Source organism: Fervidicoccus sp. (genome assembly GCF_049967375.1).
Classification (GTDB): Archaea; Thermoproteota; Thermoprotei_A; order Sulfolobales; family Fervidicoccaceae; genus Fervidicoccus; species Fervidicoccus fontis.
Window position 1 is genome coordinate 26,234 of the sequence record NZ_JBMFSV010000002.1, and the last position, 25,105, is coordinate 51,338.

The window sequence follows — 25,105 nt, forward strand, 5'->3', positions numbered from 1 at the left end:
TATTGGTGATAAAAAATGGCATGGGGAAAAAGATTTGGAACATATCCTGGTAATGGTCCTTGGAGCAATTTACCTCCATGGGAGAGGCCCGGATGGAAGTACGGAAGAGGATGGTGTTGGCAAGGATACGGAAGAGTAGCCTGGCCATACTCTGAATCACCTTTGAGTAAAGAAGAAGAAATAAGATATTTAGAAGAGCAGAAGAAATATTTGGAAGATTCACTGAAAGAAATTGATGAAAGATTAAAGGTCTTAAAAAACCAGTAAATTAAAAAGTTAGACTTCTAAGCACTATTTCTTTTTATCCTTTTTCTAAAATCTTGAACTTGTTTTTCTAAACTCTCAAAAGGCAGGACTTTTGGGACTCCTGCGACTTTGCTAAGTATATATACTTTCGATATTCTCTCGACCAGAACCAAAATTTCTAAAGCTTCATCGATAGTTTCTCCACAAGCAACTATGCCATGATTCGCAAGAAGAACTGCTTTTCTTTCATGTAAAGCTTTAACAGCATTTTCAGCGAGTTCATCCGTACCAGATGGAGCATATTCTGCAACTTTTACGTCTCCGCCTGTGAGAGAGACCATTTCCTCAACCAATGGAGGAAGAGGTTCTCGAGCGACTGCAAGTGCTGTAGAGTATATTCCATGCGCATGTATTACGGCATTTATGTAGTCATAATTTTTATATATCGCTAAATGAAGTGGCATTTCAACTGATGGCTTTCTCTTTCCCTCTATTGTTTTTCCCGACAGATCCACAACAGCTATATCATCTTCAGCCAGAGCTGATTTTTTCACACCCGTTGGTGTTATAAGAATATGTCCCGTGTCCTGAATTCTAATGCTCACGTTTCCAGATCTTCCATAATTAAGCTCATGCTGTTCCATGAATTTCATTACTTCTACTACTTTCTTTTTTAAATCATCATACATTCAGAACACCTTTTTATTATGAATTTTTTCGAAAAAATATTTATCATTACTGTTTTTAACAAATATATAAGAAATTTGAAAGAGGTTCTTTCCTTGGTTGTTATTCCAAGAGAGGAGCAACCAGCTTTAAAGAAAGCGTGGTTCACCTATTCTCTAATTCTAATCAATATTATTGTATATGTTTACACGAGCTACAACAACTTACTATTAACATCTACAAATGAAAGCATATATAAGCTAGGATTCATACCGCAGATACTTCTGGAGGATCCTGTCCAGGGAGTATTGAGAATTTTTACAAGCATGTTTACACATGCTAATATCTTCCATATCTTTTTTAATATGTACTTTTTATGGATATTTGGAAGAAGCGTTGAAAATGCTATTGGACATAAAAGATTTTTAATCCTTTATCTTCTCTCTGGAATAGCAGCTTCGATCTTTTACTTTGCGTTCATTCCAATAGGTGGATATGATTCGCTTGTTATACCAGCCATAGGAGCATCTGGTGCAATAAGCGGAATCTTAGGCGCATATCTATTGCTTTTTCCTAACACTAAATTAATGTTCTGTCTTTTCTTCATATTTATACCAATTTGCATTCCTGTATCATCGATTATATTTCTAATTATATGGTTCTCTGAACAAGTTATTTATGGCTTTCTTGAGCTCGGAGGAGTGGCATATTTTGCGCATGTTGGAGGGTTCATTACAGGTATTTTTTTGTCATATGTTTTCTTCAAAGATAGCTCTGTAAGGTTGAATTATCATTTATTGATGGAATATTCCAGCATGATGGAAAAAATAGGCATAAAGGGTATGCCTCGTAGAATTGGAAAATGGACTAAATATTTTTTGACGTTTCTCTTCATTTTAATATTATTGGCATTTTCTTCGGGAACAGCTGAGGTATATGCGACAAATACAAATATTTACTTTCTGAATGTAACCGCGAATGGACAAAGCGATGTTGTTGTCTTGAAGCTATATTCTGGTAAGGCAGAGGTTTCTCAAAGTAGCGTGGATGAAGTAAGAATTCTGTTAAACAGAATTCCAGAAAGTTTTATTTGCAATAAAGAGCTTGCTAACAAAAACATAACATATAGAGAATTCTATAATGTAACCATTAATGGAGTCAGCGTCCCCGTTTTTCTAGATGCGGTTTTTTCTTACCGATATGATGGGATCGTCGATTATGCCAGTGGAAACATTTCCACTTATATAGTGTTAACGGATATATACGGAAATTCGAACCTAGATGGAAAAGTAAATATCAGCTTTAATATGACATCTCAATACACAAACATAAAGGAACCTCTTGTTATATCCTCATCTGCATCTATACTTTTAACTATCGGCGCTATAATATCACTTTTCAGGATAGAAGAAGCTTTAAGCGTTTCCTTCTATGATTTATGGAGAGAGCGTTGGATATAAAGAACGGAAGTTGAGATAAAAAATTATTTTAATGTATAGTACATTCTTTTTCTATTTTTGCCTTTATTTTCAATCTTTGTAATAACTATTTCGCCTATTTCACCGGTATTTTTAACATGTGGTCCTCCATCTGCCTGGATATCCACTCCCGGTATCTCCACTATTCTAAGTTTTTTCACATTAGGGGGCATTCTAGCAGCTAGCTTTACTATTCCAGGAATTTTCATAGCTTCTTCCCTATCTAGCCAGTATATTTTTAATTCGATATTCTTTTTAACAACTTCATTTGCCTTTTGTACGACTTTATCAAATATGCTCCTATCTGAACTCTCTAAGCTATAATCATCATAAGCGTATTCTGGAGTTATGTTACCCCCTGTTATGAGCGCGTTGTAGTCGTTGTATATTATTGCTGCAATTATGTGAGATGCCGTATGCAACTTCATCATTTTATACCTTCTCTCCCAATCAAGAGCCAAATGAACTCTGTCTCCTGGATTCAGCCCATCTACTGTATCAAGTTGATGTAAAACATCTTCGCTGTCTTTCTCTTGTAACACATTTAGTACTTTATATCTCCTTCCATTTACCTCTAGGAATCCCGTATCAGATTCAAGACCACCAGCCCTTGGGTGAAAGATTGTTTTGTCCAATATTACGCTATTATCTTTAATGCTTACTATTATCGAATCATATTCTTTAAGATAAGAATCTAACTGATAAATATGCTCAGTCATGTTTACCACTTTTTTATTATAATAATGCATCAATATTAAATATTTTTGTTAAAAGAAACTTAGATAATTAGCTAAAAATAATAAATAAAAATTATTCGGTATCTATAATGAAATCGCTGAAGACTGATTCAAATAGCTTTCTGTCAAATATGCTTTTGCCATTTACTTCAATTTTGGTTGTTCCTGGGCTAATGCTTGGATAGCTTTTAATCACATTTTTAAGCCTTTCTTCATATGTTGGCAATAGAGAGTTTTCATAGAAAATGCCTACTGGTATCTTTTCCTCTTCGAAAGACTTTCTTATAGCGTTAAGAGCCTTTTCCTCAATATCTTTTGGATCCCTTACTACGGGATCCCACCCTTCGTCTTCAAGCTTGTATATTTTCTTCTTGAAGTAATCAGCGGTATGTATATCATTGAATGTTACACATGGTTGTAGAACATCGACTAAAGAAACTCCTCTATGCATTATAGCTTTTTTAATTATTTCCTTCAAATGCTCGCTATCGAAAGCATAAGCTCTCGCAACAAATGTATATCCGGATGATATAGCTAGTGCTATGGGATTGATATCGGTATATATATTTGGAATGGCTAATGCTTTAGTCTTTACGCCCAATGGCAAAGTAGGAGCTGCTTGCCCTTTAGTCAGTCCATATACCCTGTTGTCATGGAGTATTATTGTCATTTGTAAGTTCCTTCTCCCTAAAGCTACGAAGTGGCCAGCGCCAATTCCCAAAAGATCGCCATCTCCTCCATTTACTATGACAGTTAAATCTGGTCTGACTAGCTTGATTCCTATAGCAAAAGGAATAGCTCTACCGTGAAGCGAATGAACGCCGTTTGCATTTATATAGTGTATTATTTTCGCTGAGCATCCTATGCCGGAAACTATTGCTATTTTTGACGGCTCCAGATTCAGCTCCTCAAGTGCTTTTATTTCCGATGCAAGTATGCCAAAGTTGCCGCAACCCGGACACCAATCAATCCAAAGATCCGTTCTGTATTTTCCAGGATTATGCTCCATGCTCTAACACCACTCTTTTTTCTCTTTTCTCCAAAATCAACTTTATTGATTTCTTTACTTCATCAATTGTAATAGGTCTTCCATTATATTTCACAATAGATTTTTCAATATTTATACCGCTGCTCATTTTTACAAGCTTGCTTATTAGAGAATCATACGTATAATCTATTGCAATAATATCTTCACTAATTTTTAAGTATTTTTTGACCTCCTCAGACGGGAATGGCCACAGCATCTTCACATTGATATAAGCACCATTCATTCCCTCGCTCTTGAGCTCTTTTATAGCCTCAACAGAAGCTCCCTTTACACTCCCCCATCCTAATAGAAGAAAGTCAAAATTTTCACTTCCGTATATGCTTAGTTTTTTATCTTCAGGAGTTTCTTTACTGACGAGCTCAAGCTTCTTAATTCTCTTCTCATACATTTTCTTCCTGTTTTCAGGATCTTCAGATATATGTCCAATTTCGTCGTGCTCATCGCCGGTGTACCACATAACGGAATTTGATCCTATGAAAGCCCTTGGTGATATAAGGCTACTTAAGTCAAATCTCTTGTAGTTTTTGGTATCGTTAACTATGATTCCCCTTTCAATACTGACTTTTTCAAGTTCTGGAATCGGTATTACGCTAAGTGTATTTGCTAAAAATTTATCTAGAAGATGTATAACAGGCAACTGGTATTTTTCAGCGATGTTGAAGGCCTCAATAGCGTCATAAAATGCTTCAGTATGATCCCCAGATGAAAGCACAACTCTTGCGAACTCTCCATGTCCGGAGAATATCGCAGTGAATAAATCTCCTTGACCTCCTCTAGTAGCCATACCAGTGCTTGGACCAGCCCTCTGATAGAATGTTATGACAAGAGGAACCTCATTCATTCCAGCAAAAGATATAGATTCCGCCATCAAATCAAAACCTGGACCGCTAGTTGAAGTAGAGCTTCTAACTCCAGCTAAAGCGGCGCCTATTGCACTAGTTGCTGCAGCAATTTCGTCCTCTGTTTGCAATACAAGTAGGTTCCCTAAATTATTATCTTGGAACTTTGAATATGCGAGCCTTTCAAGTAGAAGGCATTCGTCTACTGCAGGAGTTATAGGATAATAGCTTTCGAACCTCTCTCCTCCTACGATTTTCCCTATTGCCACAATGTCATTCCCTGAAACAATAAGCCTTTTTGAACCTTTTAATTTTCCCGGTTCTAACTTAATATGAGCATTATTGGTTTTGACTATTTTACCAACTTCTTTTACAAGCTCTATATTGTGCTGAACTCTATCTGACCTTCCTTTGAATTGAATTGAATAAGAATACATCAAATCGTCGAGATTTAATTCGAGAACTGACCAAACAGCTCCTACCAATATAGAGCTGAGATATCTTGACATGTAGCTTAAAGGTAATTTATGCATCTCGGCGATTCTTCTTAAAATTTCATTGTAATTGAAGCTTACAAGCTTTATTTTTCTCTCATTCTCAAGAAAACTCAAAAGGGAAGAGACTTTATCCGAAATGCCCTTCTCTTCAAGCTCCTTGCTAATTTTTTCTCTTATGCTTTCTTCCAAGCTTACTATTTCGCTCAATTTTTTTTCTTCATCACTCTTATTATAGATTAAAATTCCTCCTTCTTCAACATCTTTGTAGTGTACAAATATTGTTTCTGCATCCAAAGAAGCTAGAAGCTGAACTGGATACCTTATACTTAAAGGGATTTCTGATGATTTTATTCTTATATGCGCATAGCTGTGTCTTCCAGCAATATTTGAAAAGTACTCCCTTTCCGCAATGACTCCATAGCCAGATCTACCCAATCCTCTTACTATCACACTCATCGATGTATCTATTCCCCCTCCTTGAGGACCCCCCAAAATTATATTTATCTCGTCATTCATCTTAGATGCCCTCTTTTATGTGTTGTGCGTTTTTTCTCTAACCTTAGACAAAGATTGAAAAGTAGCTTTTATAGATTTTTTTCTATATGTATACAATCATTACCACCAACATTTCGCTACGGCAACCTTATTTTGCATTCCTGATTTTTTTGAAGGACATTAATAAATAAATTTATATTCTGAACTAAGGATAAATTGAAAAATAATTTTTCATCTTTTTTGTTAAAAAATAGAAAATTTTTCAAAAAAGAGATTATTTGAGATGTATTTTATTTTCAATTTTCAGAAAAAGAAGCTTTCGTGTTTTAACAAGGCTCAATAGTGCTTGGCGGCTTAGAAGTTATTGCATATGTCACCATCGTCACGCTTTTAATAGATCCCGTGATCTTCTTAACAATTTCATCTAAAATTTCATATGGCATCCTAACATAGTTAGCCGTCATGCCGTCAGTGCTTTCTACTATTCTTATAGTCACTATATAGCCGTAGCTCCTTGAATCGCCTTTTACTCCAACCCATTTATCCTCGCCAACTGTAGCAAATGCCTGCCAAACTTTTTCGTAAAGTCCATACTTCTTCAACACATCTTCTACTATTTTTGAGGATTTTTTTGCCACTTCTAGCTTTTCCCTAGAGAATTTTCCGATCACCCTTACCGCAAGTCCTGGACCAGGAAAAGGATGTCTCTTGATTAAAGTCTCAGGCACTCCGAGAATAGTTCCAATTTTCCTGACTTCATCTTTGTATAGGAATTTTAAAGGCTCTATGATTTTTACCTTCTCTTTAAACCAATCAGGTAATCCGCCTACGTTGTGATGGCTTTTTATCACTGCAGCTGAACCCTGAGTCTTTCCGCTTTCAACTACATCGGGGTATGTTGTTCCCTGCACGAAATATCTTATCCCTTCTTTTTCAATGATCTCTTCAAATATCTTCGCAAATTCTTCCCCAATGATCCTTCTCCTTTCTTCACAGTCTGAAATCCCTTCAAGCCTATTTAGAAATCTCTCCTCCGCATCTATCACTAATGGCTTAAGCTCTAAAAAATTGAGCATTTCGATGACTTCTTCTTTTTCCCCTTCTCTTAAAAGTCCATGGTCTACAAAAGCAGTGATCAGCCTGTCACCGAATATTTTTTTAGCTATTATGGCAGAAACTGTAGAATCTATCCCGCCACTTACAGCGACCAAAGCTTTACCATCGTCACTAACTTCCTTTCTCAAGCCCTCAATAATGCTATTTACGTATATCTCAGGTCTCCAATTTCTTTCGACCGATGAGAGCTCCAGAAAGTTCTCAAACAATATTACGCCTTTAGGAGTATGTACTACTTCTGGATGAAACTGTACTCCATAGATAACTTTTCCGTTTAAATCTAGCTTTAATGCAGCTATATATCCATTTTCAGAAACAGATAATACCTCTGAGTTCTGAGGGGGTTTAGATACGCAGTCTCCGTGACTCATCCAAACTTTTTCCTCATTGTTCCATCCTTTAAACAGAGGATCATTTTTAAGGATTTTTACCTTTGTCTCTCCATATTCACCGCAATCGTGGTTCACTTTGCCCCCGAAGTAATAAGAAAGGATTTGAAGACCGAAACATATTCCTAAAACAGTTCCATTAAAAGATCTTATAGCATCAATCGCCTTTTCAAGACTTTCTTTGCTGAAATTTTCAATGCTCATGTGACTGCCTGAGAGGATCATGGATTTAAAGCTATTAATTTCGATGTCATTCAGCCTGTTATACGGCACAATAATCGTAAATGCTCCAAGTTCCCTGATCCTTCTTGATATTAAATGCGTATATTGTCCTCCGAAGTCTATAATAAGCACGCTACTTTCTTTTGTGCTCAATTTCGCCCCACTCATGAAAAAATGCACTATTCCCTTTAAAAAAGAAAATCATGCTTTTTTTCAGATTTATAAAGGTTTTATAATTTTTATAATTATATAAAAACAGAACCGGCTTCATTTCTTTTCTAAGCCCTTTTCACTTTAAAATTATAATTTTGTATTGTCGACTTTTCCTCAATATGTCCAACAAAATGTTTTTAAATACAATAAATTTCTATGTTTAATGGTTTGAACTTTAAAAGAGGAAGAAGAATATGCTGACCGTTATCGTAGGGGGATTTTTCGGTGATGAAGGTAAGGGAAAAATAGCTGCTTATCTAGCTATAGCTGATAATTGCAGGTATGCTGTAAGAACAGGATCTATCAATGCTGGGCATACAGTTTACTTTGAGGGAAAAGCATACAAGCTCAGGAGCATACCATCTGGCTTTGTGAATAAAAGCACAGAGCTTCTCATAGCTCCTGGAGCGCTGATAAGACTAGATGTGCTTTGGAATGAGCTGAAAGAGCTTAATGTAAAAGAAAGAACCAAAATAGACTATAACGCAGGAATAATTGAAGAGAAGCATATAGAATTGGAGAAAAGGGACTCCGTGCTTACATCTATTGGTTCAACTTTCCAAGGCGTAGGTGCGGCAATGTCTGATAGGGTTCTCAGAAAGCTTAAACTGGCTAAGGATACAGAAGAACTAAGAGGTATGCTAATCGATGTCTCTGAAAAAGTTAACTATGCTGTTGATAGCGGGGAAAATGTAATAATTGAGGGCACACAAGGGACTTTCCTATCGCTTTATCATGGAACATATCCTTATGTCACGAGCAGGGATACTACCGCATCAGGAATAATCTCTGAAGTTGGTATAGGTCCGAAAAAAGTAGGCGATGTGATTTTAGTTTTTAAATCTTTTGTAACAAGAGTTGGTGAAGGCCCTCTAGAAAATGAGATGAGCAAAGAGGAAGCCGAGAAGTTGGGTCTTGTTGAAAAGGGGACGGTGACGGGAAGGATGAGGAGAGTGGCCCCATTTAACGTAAACCTTGCTAAAAGGGCGATAATGCTTAACTCCGCTACACAAATAGCCATAACAAAAATTGACTGGCTGTTCAAAGAGGCATATGGTGTAAAGGAGTGGAGCAAACTTCCACCTGAAGCGAGGAAATGGATAGAGAGCTTAGAAGCTGAGCTGAAAGTGCCAATTACATTAGTTGGTACAGGAGAAGACACTATGCAGGTAGTTGACAGAAGAAAGGAGGTCGGCTTGTAACATGAATGATTTTGATGTTGCGATTGTTGGAGCGGGTCCTGCAGGCTTGTTTGCTGCAATAGAGCTGGTAAAAACCGGAAGCGGAAAATTAAACATAGCTCTGATTGATAAAGGATTTAAGGTGGAGAAGAGAATATGCCCAATTACTGTGAAAAGGGAAAAGAGCTTAGTATCTAACAATGACAGAAGCATTAACTGTCAGGCATGTCCAATTTGCCATATAATGTACGGCATTGGAGGTGCTGGCACGCTTAGCAGTGGGATCATTAATTTGAGGCCCGATGTAGGCGGAGATCTTGACAAGCTTCTCGGAGACTGGATGAAGGCTGAAGAGCTTATAAACTATATTGACAAGCTGTTCATGGAGTTCGGCGCACCGGAGGACAGCTTGATTGTTCCGAATGATAAAAAATCAAGGATAATAGAAAGGCTCGCAGCGAAGGCAGGAGCAAAATATATCCCGACGCCGCAGAGAGTTCTCGGAACAGATGTAATGGTAAAGGTGATAAGCAACATAACGGGTTTCCTAGAGAAGAACGAAGTAAAGATCATGGAAGGCACCGATGTAAAAGATTTGAAAAAAGAAAATGGGCAGATTAAGCTAATTACGGATAAAGGGGAGATTTTTGCGAAAAAGGTCCTGCTCGCTCCTGGAAGGGGAGGGGCAAGATGGTTCCATGACTTAGCACAGAAAATAGGGATAGATATAGAGCCTGGTCCCCTAGATATCGGTGTGAGAGTGGAAATACCATACTATATAACAGAGCATATTACTAGCATAAACCATGACCCAAAAATAGTAATGTATACGAAGTTTTATGATGACAAAGTTAGAACATTTTGCACTAACCCACACGGCTTTGTTCTTAAGGAATATTATGATGACGGCACTGTAGGAGTGAACGGAGAGACTTACAAAAACTTAAAGTCAAAGAACACGAACTTTGCACTCCTAGTAACTTTAAAACTGACGGATCCGTATTCAGACGTCTTAGAATTTGGAAAATCCATAGCTAAAATGGCTACCAAGGTGGGAATGGGGAAGCCAATCGTTCAGAGAGTTGGAGATCTTGAGAAGGGAAGGAGGAGCACTTGGGAGAGAATTGGCAGGAGTGTAATTACTCCAACGCTCAAATCCGTAACGCCAGGAGACATAAGCTTAATTTTGCCTTATAGGGTTGTCTCAAACATTCTTGAAGCTTTAAGCAGGCTCGAAGAAGTTTATCCGGGTGTCTCATCTCCTCAGACTCTGCTCTATGCTCCAGAGATCAAGTATTACGGAGTAAAAGCAAAAGTCACGCCTTCACTTGAAACCAATATAGATAACATTTACGTCGCAGGCGATGGAGCAGGACTTTCTAGAGGAATAAATGTAGCAGCTTCTACCGGAGTAATTGCTGCCAGAGCGATATTAGGTATTTTATAAGTTTAAAATTTTTTAGAAAATTTTTGGCTTATTTTTAAAAAAATCATTACAAATGATTTGCTTTATTTCTTTAATTCTAAATTATAATTATAGCAATTCATTTACTTTGATCTCTTTTTTCTAATATTATTTTTATTATTTCATCTTAATGGTAAATTACTTATTGAAATTAAATATGCAGAGGAAATAAAAATGGAACCATCATTTTTTCCTATATATGTTGGGAAGAGCAAGAATGTTTATAAACATCCTTATGATGAAAAACTCCTGATAATGGAGTTTAAAGACGATGTAACAGCTGGAGATGGCGCTATTCGAACGATAGCTCCTCATAAGGGAATAATTAATGCGAGGACCAGCCATTTCTTTTTCAAATTGCTGGAAGGGAAAGGTTTAAAAACCCATATGGTAGAATTTAACGGCAACAACAAAATGATAGTAAAAAGGTTGAAAATGATCCCTATAGAATTCATCGCAAGGAACTACGCGTATGGATCCCTTCTCAAGCGATTGCCTCTTTTCAAATTAATGCAACCCCTGGATCCTCCTTTAATAGAGTTTCACTATAAAGATGACAGCCTACATGATCCTCTAATTACGCATGATGATATAATCCTTTCGGGTCTTTTAACAAAAGGACAATTGGGAAAAATAGTCAGTATAACTGCAGATATCAATATGATATTAAGAACCTTTCTCGAAGAAAAAGGATTGAAGCTAGTAGATATAAAGCTTGAATATGGTTTCGATGAAAACGGCGAGATAATACTTGCTGATGAAATTACAGGCGATGGATTCAGAGTAGTCGATGAAAGAGGAAATCATCTGGATAAGGAGATCTTCAGAAAGACTAAGGATGTAAAGTTACTTATAGAATCCTATATGAAGCTCGCCAGTATATTAGGTATAGATTTAAGCGACATTAAGTAAGAGGGATGTATTTAGAAATGCCATTGGGATTTTTGGGATTGGTCGCATTTGAAAATGACTGGGACATTTTTCCATATGCATCATATGGTTTGCTTGCATTGCAACACAGGGGTGGAGAAAGACAGATCATATGCGGAGATTTCAAGGGTTCACTTAAATGCATGAACCTTAATGAATATGAAAGTGATAAAAATGAAATTAAAATGAGCTTTATAGCTGCAACAATGAACGGAACCTCTGGAAGCATTGAGGAAGTTCAGCTAGATGGCGAAAAAATTATAGCTATATCTGAATATGAAAGAGATACTCTCAGAGACTTGCTTAGTGAGATTATCAAGCTTAAGGATGAGAAAGTCACTAAACTTAAAAAATTAATAGATGAATACAGCGAACATGAAGTCCCATCTTTCATGGCAATTACTAATAGAAACGAAGTAATAGTGTGGAGAAGCCCAAACGGAATTACACCTTTGTCCATAGGCAACTATGGATTTGACATGGTTCTTTTCTCCTCGGAAACATCAGCAATAGATGTTTTAGACTGCGATTTCAGAAAGCACTTAATTCCTGGAGAGGTTGCGTACGCTTCTCCAAAAATTTTCAAGATCTTCAAAGGTAAAAACTCAAAAGAAAAAGGATCCATATGCCTCTTCGAGCTATTATATACAGCGAGACACGACTCAATAATTGATGGAGTTCCTGTATATGATTTCAGAAAGGAACTTGGAAAAGAACTTGCTTTAAACTTTTCTCATGATGTCGATATAGTAGTCGGCGTCCCCGAAACTGCATACCCTTATGCTATAGGGTTTTCACAGGCGATAAGAAAGCCGTTTGAACTAAGCTTTATTCCAACTGCAGGAAGGATGAGGTCTATGCTTAAAGCTTCAGGGATAGAAAGGCTGATCGCCGTCCACTTGAAAATGAACCCTGTAAAAAGCGCAATGGAGGGAAAAAGGATCGCGCTAATAGATGATAGTATGGTAACCGGGTCAACTATAAAGACTGTTTCGCAAATACTGAGGAATAGAGTTGGCGTGGAGGAGATACATCTTTTAATAGCCAGCCCCAAAATTGTTTCAAGTTGCCCATACAGGATCTTTCCACTAGAGGAGAGGAATCTCATCGCTTCTAACTTGGAAGATATAAATATTACAAGATATCTTGATGTTGATAGCCTTACATGGCTAAGCAATGAAAGCGTTAAAAAAGTAGCAGATAAGTACGGAATAAGTTTCTGCGATAGGTGTTTTAACAAAAATTCTGAGGTGCTCTGAAAAATGAGGGTTTTAATTGTTGGATCAGGCGCTAGAGAGCATGCGCTGGCGAAGCTTTTCATGGATAGTACTATGCTTTCAAGAATTTACGTTTTTGCTGATTATTTAAATCCTGGCCTAAAAAGGGAGACTGAGAAAACAGGAGGTAGTATTGTTATAATGAATACGAATAATGCTGAAACTGTGAGAGAGAAAGCTAAGGAGGTAAATCCAGACTTAATAGTAATAGGAGGGGAGGAACCCCTTTTCATGGGAGTTTCCGATGCTTTAAGAGAAGAGGGTTTTTTTGTTTTTGGAGCATCTAGAAAGAACGCAATGATCGAGCAAAGCAAAGTTTTTGCAAGATCATTCATGTGGAGGAATGAGATACCTGGTAGGCTTTTCTTCCAAGCATTTAAGGATCTTAGCGAAGCAGAAGAATTTATGAAATATGCAGGTGATGTCGTAGTTAAGCCTGCTAGACAAGCAGGAGGGAAGGGAGTTAGGGTTATAAGAGATACTAAAGCTTATCTTTCCGAAGAAAAGAGCTCTGTAAAGATGAAAGTTGCGGAAGATGTTTACAAGCAGCTTAGCGGATATGATGATATCGATTATAAAATACTTCTTGAGCAGAGAGCTGAAGGTGTTGAATATACTTTGCATGTTATCTCTGATGGATTTTATTCGATACCTCTTCCAATAATTCAGGATCATGCCCACGCTTTTGAATATGACATAGGACCTGAAACTGGAGGTATGGGGTGCATTTCTGGTCCGGGCATGTATCCGCCTTTTCTAACAAAAGAGGAGTTCAACAAAACAAAGGAAATTGTAGAAAAAGTTCTGGAGAACTTGAAGAAGGAGACAAAGGAACCATACGTTGGCGTTTTGGCAGGACAGATGATGTTAACTTGGGTATGGGGACCTACTGTGATCGAATTCTACAGCAGATTTGGAGATCCTGAAATTAGTGCCTTATTGCCGTTAGTAGAGGGAGACTTCTTAGAATTCGTTGATAAAGCATCAAGAGAAAAGCTATCGAGTGCTAGCTTGAAATTCAAAGATGATGTTTCTGTAGTAGTTAAAGCAATAGCTCCGTTGGGTTATCCTTTATATAGAAATGAAGCATCAAACCATCCTATCACTATTGATGAGAAAAAGATTAGGAACCTCGGTTGCGAAGCTCTATACGGAAGTGTCGAACAAAAAGATGGAAAAATGCTGACAAAAGGGTCAAGAGCTATTGAGATAGTTTGCTACGACAGCAAATATGAAGTTGCATATGAAAAAAGCGAAAAAGCTTCAAATCTTATAGAAGCTGAAGATGGGTGGCCACTTTTTTACAGAAGCGACATAGGCTCGCTGAGCATGATAAGAGAAAGAACTAAAGTCGCTGAGAGGATGAGGAGGGCATACAAATATAGAGAGAAAAAGGGGTTGCTTGGAGAGTTCTTTGTTTGGTTGCCTGAGAAAGGGATCATTTCTAACCCATTATTAGGATTTAAAAAGGTGAGCGAAAGTGAGAAATAGCCTTCCACTAACTACTCTTTCAAAACCAATTAAAGTCATGCTATTGGGAAGCGGAGAGCTTGGGAAGGAGATTTCTATAGAAGCGCAGAGGCTTGGGGCTGAAACAATTGCGGTCGATAGATATGACTTCGCCCCCGCAATGCACGTCTCAAGTAAAAGATATATTGTTGATATGATGAACAAGGAGGCAATTAAGGCACTAGCATATAGGGAAAGACCTGATGTAATTATTCCTGAAGTAGAAGCAATATCATTTGAAGCATTAGAAGAACTCGAAGATGAAGGATTTGAAGTTATACCTAATTCGGATGCAGTAAGGATCGCAATGAATAGAATTGAGCTGAGAAATGTAGCATCGGTCCAACTTAACCTTCCTACAACGAGATATTTTGTAGCTGAGAATGAGGAAGAAGCTATTGAAGGTTGTGAAAAAGTGGGATACCCTTGCATTATAAAACCTGAAATGAGTAGTAGCGGGCATGGACATTTCAAAATTAAGGAAGGAAGCAAGGAAGAGATCAGAAAAGGCTACACCTATGCAATAGGTCATGCGAGAGGAAAGAGTAAAAGAGTTATTGTAGAGGAGTTTGTAGAGCTTGAGACGGAACTCACTGTTTTAGTTTATAGATATGAAAATGAAAGTGGAGGAATAAGTACTGAGACATGCGAGCCAGTTGAGCACTGGAGGTATGGAAAATATCACTACATCGAGTCATGGCAACCTTCAGTAAAGGATAAGAATATCCTGGCTAGTGCTAAAAGCATAGCTATTAAGGTCGCTAATAGGTTAGGAGGAAAAGGAATATTTGGAGTAGAGCTTTTCTTGACGAAAGATGGGAGAGTTCTTTTCAGTGAAGTTGCTCCAAGGCCTCATGACACAGGTATGGTGACTATGGTCACTCAAGACTTTAATGAATTTGCTATTCATGTGAGAGCTGCTTTAGGGCTTCCTGTTCCAAAAGTCGATATAATTTCTCCAGGTGCAAGCCTCGCAATTTATTCCAGCTTAGAAAATAGTTGGAGTTCCGTAATTGAGGGCGTATACAGCGCACTTTCAATACCTGGCGTAGGTTTGAGGATATTCGGCAAACCTTTCAGCTATAAAGACAGAAGAATGGCACTACTCCTGGCGAGAGGGAAAAATACGGAAGAAGCGCTAGAGAAAGTAAGGAAAGCATCGTCTTTTTTGAAAATAAAACAATAAGGAGGGGTGTAATTAGATTTGACCTGTAAGGGAAAAGTCTCTATAATAGTTGGAAGCGAAAGAGATCTACCTTTTTCAGAAAGGGCTTCAAAGATTTTAAAAGAAAATAGCATAGAGTTCGAAATAAAAGTTCTGAGCGCTCACAGGAATCCAAAAGATCTTGAAAATTACATATCAAATTCCGACGTAGACGTTTTTATTGCAATGGCTGGGCTGTCCGCACATCTCCCTGGGTTTATCGCTTCAAGAACAAATAAGCCCGTTATTGGAGTTCCATTAAATGTAAGTCTAGGAGGGTTGGATTCTCTGTTAAGCATAGTCCAGATGCCGAAGGGTGTGCCTGTGGCAACGGTTGGGATCGATAATCCTGAGAATGCAGCTCATTTGGCTGTGAGAATTATAAGCCTATGCAGAGGTGTTTAGATTGGGTCTGTACAAAGTCGAAGTGATTATAACTTATAGAAAAGAGCTAAGAGATCCTGAAAGCGAAATAATTCATAAAGACCTCATTTTAAAAAAAGGTTATGCTAACGTAAAAAAAGTAACAACTGGAAAATACTTTTCAATGCTCGTAGAATCAGATACCAAAGAAAATGCGATAAGTACTGTTAGAGAGCTTTGCGAAAAGCTTAGAATATATAACCCGATAGCTCAGGAAATTGAGGTGTTTGTGCGTGAATAAGGTCGCAGTGATTAGCTTTCCAGGAACTAATTGCGACCTTGACACGGTCTCAGCCATTAAAGAGCTGACTAGTTTAGATGCAGAAATAGTTTGGCATAAAGACTTCAAGGGTAAAAAATATGATGCGATAATAATTCCGGGAGGGTTCAGCTATGGTGATTGGCTGAGGGCAGGTGCTATAGCTGCGAGATCTAAGGCAATGGAAGAAGTTGTTGAAGAGGCAATAAACGGAAAGCCTGTCCTGGGAATATGCAATGGGTTCCAAATTCTTGTCGAATCTTCCCTTCTTCCTGGAGTTCTGCTTCCAAACGAGTTGGGAAGATTTATATGCAGATGGACTAGAGTGAGTATAGAGAACCCAAAAGGTCCATGGCTTAAGCTTGCCAATAAAGGAGAAAAAATAGACATGCCTATAGCTCATGCTGAGGGAAGATTCTACATTGATAGCGAAAAGTTCAAAGCTATTTCAAATTCCTCACCGATTATTTACTATGAAAACGGTTGGAATCCGAACGGAAGCTTTTATGATATCGCTGGCATAGGAAATGAGGAAGGCAATGTGCTTGGACTGATGCCACATCCAGAGAGGGCATATACAGAGATTCTTTCTCCTAGGGGCTTTCACGGAAATGGAGGCTTGTTCTTCAAAAGCCTTGAAGATTCTCTAAAGAGGGGATGGTAATGCCTTTAACGAAGGAAGAAGTTCAAGAAATAAAAAGTTTGCTAGGTAGAGAGCCTACAGGCGAAGAACTTGCAATGTTTGAAGCACAATGGAGCGAGCACTGCTCATATAAAAGCAGCAGAGACCTTCTGAAGCTTTTATATACTAGAGGTGAGCATGTAGTTGTTGGAATTGGGAAAGATGCTCCTGCGGTCGAGCTCTTCCCCGATACACTCGTAGTATTTAAAATAGAAAGCCACAATCACCCTTCTGCTGTAGATCCTTATAACGGCGCTGCAACAGGAATAGGAGGAGTGGTGAGAGATGTTCTCACCTTAGGGGCTAAACCTGTTGCTCTATTAGATCTTCTTTACTTAGGGGAACCTAAAAATCCTCACGCTAATTGGCTAATTAAAGGCATTGTAAAGGGAATAAGTGATTACGGCAATAGAATCGGAGTCCCTACAGTATCTGGAGATACGTGGTTTGATCCTTCTTTCAACACCCAGCCACTGGTCAATGTTGGGTGCGTAGGAATAGTTAAAAAGGAGAATTTAATGAAGGGAAAAGCGGAAAGTGGCAACTTGATCGTTGTAATTGGGAACCCTACTGGAAGAGACGGAATACTCGGAAGTAGCTTCGCATCAAAGTCGCTGAGCGGGGAGCCTGAAAAGGAGATCGGGGCGGTGCAAATAGGTGACGCGCTTACTGAAAAGCTCTTGATAAGTGCCATACTTGAAATGATAGAGAGGAAATTAGTAAACTATGTAAAGGATCTGGGAGGGGGAGGACTTACTACAGCACTCAGCGAAACGCTCTCAGAATTCTCCTTGGGGGCTGAAGTCAAACTTGATAAGCTACACCTGAGGACCAATCTCACTCCTCTTGAAATGCTCGTTTCGGAAAGCCAGGAGAGAATGCTACTTATAATTGATGGGAAAAATTTTGAAGATGTTAAGAAAATACTTGAAAAATATGAAATAGCTTATTCAGTCATCGGGACTTTAAACAATTCCGGAATATTATCAATATATTATTATGAAAATAAAGTCGCAGAAGTGCCGGCTAAAGAGCTTGCAAGACCAAAAAGCATTAAGAGGGAATCTAAGCCTTCTGATACGTCGCTTCTTGGGCTCTATCCTGTTCAGAATATCGATGATACAGACTTGGAAGGATCTATATTGAAGCTGATTTCATCTTTGAATATAGCATCAAAGAGGTGGATTTACGAACAGTATGATCATGAAGTTGGAATAAGAACCGTAATTAAACCTGGGTATGGAGATGCCGCAGTCCTCAGGTTAGGACCAGGAGATAAAAGGGGGTTTGCTGTAAAAGGAGATGGAAATCCTAGATATACTTTTTTAGATCCTTTTAAAGGTTCAGCGAACATAGTAGCAGAAAACTATAGAAATCTTACCGCAGTAGGAGCTGAGCCTTTAGCTATAGTAGATGAGCTTAATGCGGGAAACCCAGAAAAACCCGATCACTATTGGTACTTTGAAAAGATGATAAAAGGAGTTTCCTGGATGAGTGAACAATTAAACCTTCCTGTTGTAGGGGGAAAAGTCAGCTTCTATAATGAAGATTCTAAGGGGAAGATGATTAAACCGACTACTACTATTATTGGAATAGGAAGAATTGATGACGTATCTATTGCTAAAACTTTAGATTTCAAAGAAGCTGGATCTATTATCGCAATAGTTGGGGAAACTCTTCCTGAAATTGGAGGCAGCGAGTATTTGTATGCAATTCATGGAAAAGAGTTCGGTGAAATTCCTTATCCTAGACCCTTAGCAGAAGTTAAAGCTGGAAGCTTTGTGAGAGAGCTCATAAAAAGAAATATTCCTCTTGCAGTACATGATATAGGCTCAGGCGGAATTTCTGTAGCTATTATGGAAATGAGCATTTCAGGAAAAATCGGTGCAACCGTCGATTTATCCTTAGTGCCGAATAGGGGTTGCAAGACTTTGACAGAGGTATTGTTTTCGGAAAGCGGAGCCAGATACATCCTGGAAATACCGAGGGAGATGAAAGATACTGTCATACAAATAGCAAGGACATTTAAGGTTGACCTATCGTTTATTGGGATGGTCTCAGACAATAATAGAATTGAGTTTAAAAATGGGGACAGAACAGTTGCTTCACTAAGCTTACAAGACGCGGAAAAAGTTTACGAGAACAGCCTGCAGGAGAATTTGGGGTAATGTTGATGTGCGGAATAAGCGCATTTTTAGATGAAGCTACATTTAAAGAAGCGATTGAAGAGATCGCGATGATGCTTTATAGCTTACAGCATAGAGGCCAGGAAGCTTTTGGTATATCAGTTTTAAGCAAAGACAGAAAATTCCTCGTTATGCGATCTAGGCATCAGCTTTTCTCCCTGTTTTTAAAATCGTGGAAAAAGGAGCTGATAGAGAAAAAAGTGATCGGTGGAATAGGCCATGTCAGGTATTCCACCACAGGAAGTTACAGTGCACCAAGCCAACCGGTTTTGCTTGAATCTAACGATATAAAATTTAGCTTAGCTTTCAACGGAACAATTGCAAATTATAAAGAGCTTGATTCAAAGCTAGCAAGAAGAAAAGGTGATTACAGGATCTCCCCTAAAATTAAGAATAACGATTCTATAACTTTAGCCAACGTCCTTTATTCTCTGTACATTGACAATGAAAAAGACATAGTGGAAGCGTTAAGATATCTCCCCAACTATGTAATAGGAGGATACAGTATTGTTGTTGAAACCAACGAGCCTAGAATTGTTATCGCAAAGGATCCTTATGGATTTAGGCCTCTTTCGTACTCTTACGAGTCCGGTTTTTATGCAGCATCAGAGAATCCTGCACTTGAGCTTATAGGAAAGAAGTCTTGGAAGGAAGTTCTTCCTGGGGAAATAGTCTCTTATGATGGAGGAAAACTTGAAAGAATATATAGCGAAAGAAAAGTCGAGCCTGCGCCATGTTTATTTGAATACGTTTACTTTAGCAGATCCGACTCCGTTTTCAATGGAATAAGCATATATGATGCGAGAATTAATATGGGCAGATATCTTGCAGAATATGCTCCTGTAGATGGAGATGTAGTAATACCTGTACCTGATAGCGGCAGAGTGATAGCACTGGGTTATAGCAAAGCATCAGGGATCCCGATAGAAGAAGGCATAGTTGTTAATAAATACCTCGGAAGGGGATTCATCACTCCCCCGTTTCAAAGACCACTCGTTACTAAAATAAAGTACAATATTGTTGAGGAGGCTGTAAGAGGGAAGGAAGTTGTCTTGATAGATGATTCGATAGTAAGGGGCACTACAATGAGCGATCTTGTACCAAAGCTTAAATTAAAAGGCGCAAAAAAAGTGCATATAAGAATAGGCTCACCTCCTTATAAATGCCCATGCTATATGGGGATAGACGTTCCTACAAAGAGTGAAGTAATTGCTAAAAACGACGAAAAAGTGATCGCGAAAATGATTGGTGCCGACTCTCTCATATACAACTCACTAGATAATCTAATAAAAGCTGTACCGCTGAGAAACCTTTGTCATGCATGTTTTTCATGCAAATATCCTTTTTCTGAGAAGAGCTCATGTGAATATATAAAAATGTTGATAGATAGAGGAGGGAGAAATGAGATATAAAGATGCAGGAGTAGACCTGCAGAAGCATAACAATATTCACGAGATTGCGAAAATGCATGTTTTTAAGCTCAGCAATGAGCTGGGATCTATCATAGGAGGAGTAGGAGGATATTCACCTTACATGAGAATATTCGGAAGAGAATTAACTCTGCATGTAGACGGTGTTGGGACAAAGGTCCAAATACTGAGTAAGTTTAAAAAGCTCGATGTTGCAGGATGGGACTGCATAGCCATGAATGCAAATGATATGGCTTGCGAAGGTTTTAGGACGTTGGCATTTTCTGACTACATAGCGATGGATAGCGCAGACGAAGAGGGTTTTGAGGAGATAATTAAGGGAATGATAGATGCGTTGAGAAAAGTTAAGGCGCCTCTCCTTTCTGGAGAGACTGCTATAATGCCTGGAATCGTGAGCGGCAAGGATGTTGTATGCTTTGCTTTAGGGTCAAGAGAAATTGAATTCAAAAACAAAGCGAAGGAGGGAGATGTTGTTGTTGGAGTAGAGAGCAACGGATTGCATTCAAATGGCTACAGCTTAGTCAGAAAAGTAGTCGAAGAAAAAATTGGAGGTTATGATAGAGAAATAGAAGGTTTGGACTTAAAAGTTGAGCTCACAAAGCCAACATTTCTGTATTATAACCTCATCATTGAATCCATAGAAAAAGATCTAATTAACAGTGCAGCGCATGTGACTGGAGGGGGATGGAAGAAGCTTAAAAGAGTCTTAGGAGAAGTGTTAGATATGAACCTCTCTCCGCCCCCTCCTCCTCAGATATTTGAGGTTTTACTGAAATACGGGGAAATACCTATTGAAGAAGCATATAGCGTTTTCAATATGGGAGTCGGTTTAGTTTTTACTACTGAGAAAGAAAGCTTAGAAGAATTAATTGAGCTTATAGAAAGACACAGCTTTCGCCCAGTTATTTTGGGCGAGGTTTCCAAAGGCTCAGGACTTTTAAAAATAGAGGCGAATAAATATGGGAAGAATTTCGTCTTATGAAATTGAAAGAATTATAAAAAATAGTGGGAAAATAAGCGTATCTGCGGTAGCAAGCCATTCTGCACTGGATGTTTTCGATGGGGCTCACGATGAAGGGTTCAAAACGATTGCTATATGTCAAAAAGGTAGGGAGAAAACATATGAAAGGTTCATCTCCGTAATAAGTGAAGTTATTATATTAGAAAAATTCTCCGACATCGTAAAAAAAGAACACCAAAAGAAGCTTCAAGAAAAAAACTCGATATTTGTGCCGAACAGGAGCTTTTCTGTATATGTGGGGTATGATAAGATAGAAGAAGAATTTGAAATCCCAATTTTCGGTAATAGATTTATGCTCAGGTATGAGGAAAGAACTGGCGAAAAGAACTACTATAAACTTCTAGATAAAGCAGGAATAAGAAGGCCGAAAACTTTCGCCAATCCTGATGAAATTGATAGACCTGTAATTGTAAAAATGCCACATGCGGTTAAGAAGGTAGAAAGGGGATTCTTTATAGCTATTGACAGAGAGGACTTCTACAGAAAATTCAATAGGCTTGTTAACGACGGCATAGTCAATAAAGAGGATATAAACCATGCGTCCATAGAAGAGCTCGTCATTGGGTCACACTTCAATGTAAACTACTTCAATTCTATAGCATTTAATAGGAACGAAATAATCAGCATAGATAGAAGAATACAAACGGATCTAGACGGCTTTCTCAGGCTCCCTGCAGATATACAGCTTGATTTAAAGGAATTTATAGACGTTGAAATGATTGAAATAGGTCACGAACCTGTGACCATAAGAGAAAGCATGCTTGAGAAGCTTTTTGAAATCGGAGATAAATTTGTTGAAGCTTCAAGAGAAATTGAGTCTCCTGGAATAATAGGTCCTTACACATTGCAACTTATAGTTACGAAAAACCTTGAGCCTATAGTATTTGATGTCGCCACAAGAATCGGAGGGGGGACAAATGCATACATGGGAATTGGCAGTCAATATAGTAAGCTTTACTTTGGCAAGCCAATAAGCCTCGGCAGGAGGATCTCGATTGAATTAAAAGAATGCTTAACCAAAGGTTGTCTGGAAGAAATTCTTACTTGAGGTGAGAGAGATGAATAAAGATGTTATTTGCGTATTTGATTGGAGGTACGGATCTGATGAAATGAGAGAGATATTTTCTCTGAAGAATATTGTAAAGACATATATAAAAGTGGAAAATGCTCTTATGAACGGACTTATAGATGCAGGATTTGCCCCTCCAGCTTGCAGAGACTCAGTAGTTAAATGTGGGGGCAATATATCTCCAGAGGAAGTATATGAAAAAGAAAAAGTCCTTGGGCACGATATTGCATCCCTCACATATATACTTGGAGAAGTTTGCGGAGAGTGCGGGAAATACGTTCATTTGGGCGCTACAAGCTACGATATTGTCGATACTACATGGTCCCTACTAATAAAACAAGCTGATGATGTACTGATATCAAAGCTTAAGAAGATCATTGAAAAGCTTATTGAATTGGCAAAGAACTACGCCAACTATGTAGAGCCAGGCAGAACTCATGGGCAACATGCAGATCCTATAACTTTCGGATTCAAATTTGCAAATTACATATATGAGCTGACAAGGAGCCTGGAAAGGATTAAGGATGCGGAAAAAAGGACTGTGAAAATTAAAATGTCAGGTGCGGTTGGAACGATGGCTGCCTGGAATGGAAAAGGGCTGGAAATTGAAGAAAGCGTAAGCAAGCAATTAAACATTGAACCTCATCTAATAAGCACGCAGGTTGCTCCAAGAGATGGATTGGCAGAAGTTATTTCTTCTCTCGCTATTCTCGCCTCCCAACTAGACAGATTTGCCTTAGAAGTGAGGGAGCTTTCAAGAACTGAAATAAATGAAATGTATGAGTACGCTGAGAGAATAGGCAGCAGTACAATGCCTCACAAAAGAAACCCTGTCACTGCAGAAAGAATATCGGGTCTTGCAAAAATAATGAGAGCATTTGTGATTTCCACTCTTGAAAACATCCCTCTGATGCATGAAAGAGATCTAACCAATAGCTCAAGTGAAAGGGTAATTCTTCCTCACGCATACTTAACTATGGACCAAATGATGGATGACATGATTAAGCTTCTAAATACCTTATATATAAATACTGAAGCCGCTAAAAAGAACTTAGAAATTACTAAAGGAGCAACATTGAGCGAAAAACTTATGCTCCTTTTAGTTGAAAGGGGATTTGCAAGGCATGAAGCTCACAAAAAAGTCATGCAGATATCTAGAGCGCTGAAAGAAGGAGAGAGCTTAATAGATGCTGCGCTAAGAGATGAAGATATTTCCAAGTTATTTACTAGAGAAGAGCTGGAAAGAGAGCTGAAGCCCGAAAAATATCTTGGAAACTATAGGGAGCTCATCGAAAGAACCATAAGTTATGCAGAAAAGAGGCTTCATGAGTTATGAGTGTAAAAAGCTTAATCGAAAAATACGACCTTGAAAACCTTACTATTGCTACTTTGGCAAGCCATTCCTCTCTCCAAATAGTCCACGGAGCGAAAAAGGAGGGATTTAAGACAGCGCTTATTACGCTCCATGATAGAGAGCATTTTTATAGAAATTTCGAAAACCTCATTGACCACCTGATTGTTGTGAACAGCTGGAATGAAATTTGTACTGAAAAAGTAGAAAAAAAGCTGGAAAGCTTAAATTCTATTTTTGTCCCTCACGGAAGCCTTGTGGAATATGTTGGAATTAAATGTGCCGAGTCCTTCAAGATTCCTTATTTTGGGACGAGGAAAATGTTTAGAATTGAAGCCGATCAGTACAAGAAGATGTCCCTTTTATATCAAGCAGGCATCCCAATTCCCAAGGAATATTCTCTTGAAGATGATATAGAAAAGCCCGTGATCGTAAAATTGCCAGGAGCCAAAGGCGGAAAAGGTTACTTTATAGCAACATCGAAAAAAGACATAAAAGAAAAATTGAGCGATCTCAAAAAAAGTGGAATAATAGATGATGAGAAAAATGTGATAATTCAAGAATACGTAATAGGAACCCCTGCTTACTTTCATTACTTTTATAGTCCAATAAAGAACAGAATTGAAATACTAGGTGCAGATATAAGATATGAGAGCAATATTGATGGACTGAAGAGGCTACCATCCGAATTTGGTATTACAAACTTTATTGAGCCTTCATTTGTAGTTGTCGGCAATCTGCCAATGGTTCTGAGAGAAAGCTTGCTCCCTAAAGTATTAGATTACGGGGAGAGGTTTGTAAAAGCATCAAAAACTGAAGCGCAACCTGGTATAATTGGACCATTCAGCATAGAAACCATAATAAGGGATGACCTAGAGATTATAGCTTTTGAGTTTTCAGGCAGGATCGTAGCTGGGACTAACTTATATATTAGCGGAAGTCCATATTCATGGCTTTACTTTAATGAAGAAATGAGCATGGGAAGGAGGATTGCTAGAGAAATAAAAATGGCTAAAGAAAATAACAGCTTGGAACTGGTATTAACCTAATCATTTTTTAAAGATTTCTCTCTTTCTACTTTTTTTAATATATCATACCTCTCCAGATACTCATCATCAAAACAAAGTAATTTCTATAAGCATTTTCATGAAATAACACGTCAATCTCAAGTC

General features: G+C 38.2%; 22 protein-coding genes. 17 read left to right on the forward strand and 5 right to left on the reverse strand.

Features of this window, described 5'->3' with window-relative positions; translation table 11 throughout:
* The first annotated feature begins 15 nt into the window (after positions 1 to 15).
* Entirely contained in the window at positions 16 to 267 is a 252-nt protein-coding gene (locus ACP5SL_RS00710) for a DUF5320 domain-containing protein (protein WP_014557686.1), read from the forward strand.
* A 17-nt stretch (positions 268 to 284) separates the two neighbouring features.
* Here ACP5SL_RS00710 and ACP5SL_RS00715 read toward each other — a convergent pair whose 3' ends face one another.
* Positions 285 to 935 carry a class II aldolase/adducin family protein gene (locus tag ACP5SL_RS00715; protein ID WP_014557687.1) on the reverse strand — a complete coding sequence of 217 codons (651 nt, stop codon included), beginning with the start codon at positions 933 to 935 and terminating at the stop codon, positions 285 to 287.
* Positions 936 to 1,028: 93 nt separating this feature from the next.
* Here ACP5SL_RS00715 and ACP5SL_RS00720 point away from each other — a divergent pair, with 93 nt between their 5' ends.
* Positions 1,029 to 2,372, forward strand: coding sequence for a rhomboid family intramembrane serine protease (locus ACP5SL_RS00720; protein WP_211206257.1), 1,344 nt, complete (start codon positions 1,029 to 1,031; stop codon positions 2,370 to 2,372).
* A gap of 23 nt (positions 2,373 to 2,395) precedes the next feature.
* Here ACP5SL_RS00720 and alaXM read toward each other — a convergent pair whose 3' ends face one another.
* The 4 genes from alaXM to guaA all read right to left on the reverse strand — a co-directional run bounded on the left by alaXM (position 2,396) and on the right by guaA (position 7,901).
* On the reverse strand, positions 2,396 to 3,109 hold the full coding sequence (alaXM, locus tag ACP5SL_RS00725) for an alanyl-tRNA editing protein AlaXM (RefSeq protein WP_193803590.1): 714 nt from the start codon (positions 3,107 to 3,109) through the stop codon (positions 2,396 to 2,398).
* A gap of 91 nt (positions 3,110 to 3,200) precedes the next feature.
* Positions 3,201 to 4,136 (reverse strand): 2-oxoacid:ferredoxin oxidoreductase subunit beta, encoded by a 936-nt coding sequence (locus tag ACP5SL_RS00730; protein ID WP_014557690.1) that lies wholly within the window; start codon positions 4,134 to 4,136, stop codon positions 3,201 to 3,203.
* A complete protein-coding gene (locus ACP5SL_RS00735) occupies positions 4,126 to 6,027 on the reverse strand; it encodes a 2-oxoacid:ferredoxin oxidoreductase subunit alpha (protein WP_014557691.1) in 1,902 nt (633 codons plus the stop codon). The genes ACP5SL_RS00730 and ACP5SL_RS00735 overlap by 11 nt, the downstream gene beginning before the upstream one ends.
* Before the next feature lie 305 nt (positions 6,028 to 6,332).
* On the reverse strand, positions 6,333 to 7,901 hold the full coding sequence (guaA, locus tag ACP5SL_RS00740) for a glutamine-hydrolyzing GMP synthase (protein WP_428228030.1): 1,569 nt from the start codon (positions 7,899 to 7,901) through the stop codon (positions 6,333 to 6,335).
* Positions 7,902 to 8,140: 239 nt separating this feature from the next.
* Between guaA and ACP5SL_RS00745 the strand changes: the two genes are divergently transcribed.
* The 15 genes from ACP5SL_RS00745 (at position 8,141) to ACP5SL_RS00815 (ending at position 24,982) form a co-directional block, all read left to right on the forward strand.
* Entirely contained in the window at positions 8,141 to 9,148 is a 1,008-nt protein-coding gene (locus ACP5SL_RS00745; RefSeq protein ID WP_193803592.1) for an adenylosuccinate synthetase, read from the forward strand.
* Between the two features lies 1 nt (position 9,149).
* Positions 9,150 to 10,574: an NAD(P)/FAD-dependent oxidoreductase gene (locus ACP5SL_RS00750; protein WP_014557694.1), complete on the forward strand. Its 1,425-nt coding sequence runs from the start codon at positions 9,150 to 9,152 to the stop codon at positions 10,572 to 10,574.
* Positions 10,575 to 10,766: 192 nt separating this feature from the next.
* Positions 10,767 to 11,504 carry a phosphoribosylaminoimidazolesuccinocarboxamide synthase gene (locus ACP5SL_RS00755; protein WP_272985369.1) on the forward strand — a complete coding sequence of 246 codons (738 nt, stop codon included), beginning with the start codon at positions 10,767 to 10,769 and terminating at the stop codon, positions 11,502 to 11,504.
* A 17-nt stretch (positions 11,505 to 11,521) separates the two neighbouring features.
* The gene (locus ACP5SL_RS00760) at positions 11,522 to 12,781 is read left to right on the forward strand and encodes a hypothetical protein (protein ID WP_428228031.1); all 1,260 of its coding nucleotides are present in this window, start codon (positions 11,522 to 11,524) and stop codon (positions 12,779 to 12,781) included.
* Between the two features lie 3 nt (positions 12,782 to 12,784).
* A complete protein-coding gene (purD, locus tag ACP5SL_RS00765) occupies positions 12,785 to 14,290 on the forward strand; it encodes a phosphoribosylamine--glycine ligase (RefSeq protein ID WP_014557697.1) in 1,506 nt (501 codons plus the stop codon).
* Entirely contained in the window at positions 14,280 to 15,494 is a 1,215-nt protein-coding gene (gene purT, locus ACP5SL_RS00770; RefSeq protein ID WP_193803597.1) for a formate-dependent phosphoribosylglycinamide formyltransferase, read from the forward strand. Before purD ends, purT begins: the two co-directional genes overlap by 11 nt.
* 18 nt (positions 15,495 to 15,512) lie before the next feature.
* Entirely contained in the window at positions 15,513 to 15,917 is a 405-nt protein-coding gene (gene purE / locus ACP5SL_RS00775) for a 5-(carboxyamino)imidazole ribonucleotide mutase (RefSeq protein ID WP_014557699.1), read from the forward strand.
* A gap of 1 nt (position 15,918) precedes the next feature.
* Positions 15,919 to 16,176 (forward strand): phosphoribosylformylglycinamidine synthase subunit PurS, encoded by a 258-nt coding sequence (gene purS / locus ACP5SL_RS00780; RefSeq protein WP_211206259.1) that lies wholly within the window; start codon positions 15,919 to 15,921, stop codon positions 16,174 to 16,176.
* Positions 16,169 to 16,858 (forward strand): phosphoribosylformylglycinamidine synthase subunit PurQ, encoded by a 690-nt coding sequence (purQ, locus tag ACP5SL_RS00785; RefSeq protein ID WP_193803598.1) that lies wholly within the window; start codon positions 16,169 to 16,171, stop codon positions 16,856 to 16,858. Before purS ends, purQ begins: the two co-directional genes overlap by 8 nt.
* Positions 16,858 to 19,044: a phosphoribosylformylglycinamidine synthase subunit PurL gene (gene purL / locus ACP5SL_RS00790; protein WP_211206260.1), complete on the forward strand. Its 2,187-nt coding sequence runs from the start codon at positions 16,858 to 16,860 to the stop codon at positions 19,042 to 19,044. The genes purQ and purL overlap by 1 nt, the downstream gene beginning before the upstream one ends.
* Positions 19,045 to 19,049: 5 nt before the next feature.
* Positions 19,050 to 20,474, forward strand: coding sequence for an amidophosphoribosyltransferase (gene purF / locus ACP5SL_RS00795; protein WP_428228032.1), 1,425 nt, complete (start codon positions 19,050 to 19,052; stop codon positions 20,472 to 20,474).
* Entirely contained in the window at positions 20,464 to 21,474 is a 1,011-nt protein-coding gene (gene purM, locus ACP5SL_RS00800) for a phosphoribosylformylglycinamidine cyclo-ligase (RefSeq protein WP_193803601.1), read from the forward strand. Before purF ends, purM begins: the two co-directional genes overlap by 11 nt.
* Entirely contained in the window at positions 21,452 to 22,561 is a 1,110-nt protein-coding gene (locus ACP5SL_RS00805; RefSeq protein ID WP_428228033.1) for a formate--phosphoribosylaminoimidazolecarboxamide ligase family protein, read from the forward strand. Before purM ends, ACP5SL_RS00805 begins: the two co-directional genes overlap by 23 nt.
* Before the next feature lie 10 nt (positions 22,562 to 22,571).
* Positions 22,572 to 23,918: an adenylosuccinate lyase gene (gene purB / locus ACP5SL_RS00810; RefSeq protein WP_148683563.1), complete on the forward strand. Its 1,347-nt coding sequence runs from the start codon at positions 22,572 to 22,574 to the stop codon at positions 23,916 to 23,918.
* A complete protein-coding gene (locus ACP5SL_RS00815; RefSeq protein ID WP_014557707.1) occupies positions 23,915 to 24,982 on the forward strand; it encodes a formate--phosphoribosylaminoimidazolecarboxamide ligase in 1,068 nt (355 codons plus the stop codon). The genes purB and ACP5SL_RS00815 overlap by 4 nt, the downstream gene beginning before the upstream one ends.
* The last annotated feature ends 123 nt before the right edge of the window (positions 24,983 to 25,105 follow it).

Excerpts from the sequence above, each read along its gene's own strand:
- ACP5SL_RS00710 (WP_014557686.1), top strand. The coding sequence starts at position 16 with ATGGCATGGGGAAAAAGATTTGGAACATATCCTGGTAATGGTCCTTGG.
- ACP5SL_RS00715 (WP_014557687.1), bottom strand. The coding sequence starts at position 935 with ATGTATGATGATTTAAAAAAGAAAGTAGTAGAAGTAATGAAATTCATG.
- alaXM (WP_193803590.1), bottom strand. The coding sequence starts at position 3,109 with ATGACTGAGCATATTTATCAGTTAGATTCTTATCTTAAAGAATATGAT.
- ACP5SL_RS00730 (WP_014557690.1), bottom strand. The coding sequence starts at position 4,136 with ATGGAGCATAATCCTGGAAAATACAGAACGGATCTTTGGATTGATTGG.
- ACP5SL_RS00735 (WP_014557691.1), bottom strand. The coding sequence starts at position 6,027 with ATGAATGACGAGATAAATATAATTTTGGGGGGTCCTCAAGGAGGGGGA.
- guaA (WP_428228030.1), bottom strand. The coding sequence starts at position 7,901 with ATGAGTGGGGCGAAATTGAGCACAAAAGAAAGTAGCGTGCTTATTATA.
- ACP5SL_RS00745 (WP_193803592.1), top strand. The coding sequence starts at position 8,141 with ATGCTGACCGTTATCGTAGGGGGATTTTTCGGTGATGAAGGTAAGGGA.
- ACP5SL_RS00750 (WP_014557694.1), top strand. The coding sequence starts at position 9,150 with ATGAATGATTTTGATGTTGCGATTGTTGGAGCGGGTCCTGCAGGCTTG.
- ACP5SL_RS00755 (WP_272985369.1), top strand. The coding sequence starts at position 10,767 with ATGGAACCATCATTTTTTCCTATATATGTTGGGAAGAGCAAGAATGTT.
- ACP5SL_RS00760 (WP_428228031.1), top strand. The coding sequence starts at position 11,522 with ATGCCATTGGGATTTTTGGGATTGGTCGCATTTGAAAATGACTGGGAC.
- purD (WP_014557697.1), top strand. The coding sequence starts at position 12,785 with ATGAGGGTTTTAATTGTTGGATCAGGCGCTAGAGAGCATGCGCTGGCG.
- purL (WP_211206260.1), top strand. The coding sequence starts at position 16,858 with ATGCCTTTAACGAAGGAAGAAGTTCAAGAAATAAAAAGTTTGCTAGGT.
- purF (WP_428228032.1), top strand. The coding sequence starts at position 19,050 with ATGTGCGGAATAAGCGCATTTTTAGATGAAGCTACATTTAAAGAAGCG.
- purM (WP_193803601.1), top strand. The coding sequence starts at position 20,464 with ATGAGATATAAAGATGCAGGAGTAGACCTGCAGAAGCATAACAATATT.
- ACP5SL_RS00805 (WP_428228033.1), top strand. The coding sequence starts at position 21,452 with ATGGGAAGAATTTCGTCTTATGAAATTGAAAGAATTATAAAAAATAGT.
- purB (WP_148683563.1), top strand. The coding sequence starts at position 22,572 with ATGAATAAAGATGTTATTTGCGTATTTGATTGGAGGTACGGATCTGAT.
- ACP5SL_RS00815 (WP_014557707.1), top strand. The coding sequence starts at position 23,915 with ATGAGTGTAAAAAGCTTAATCGAAAAATACGACCTTGAAAACCTTACT.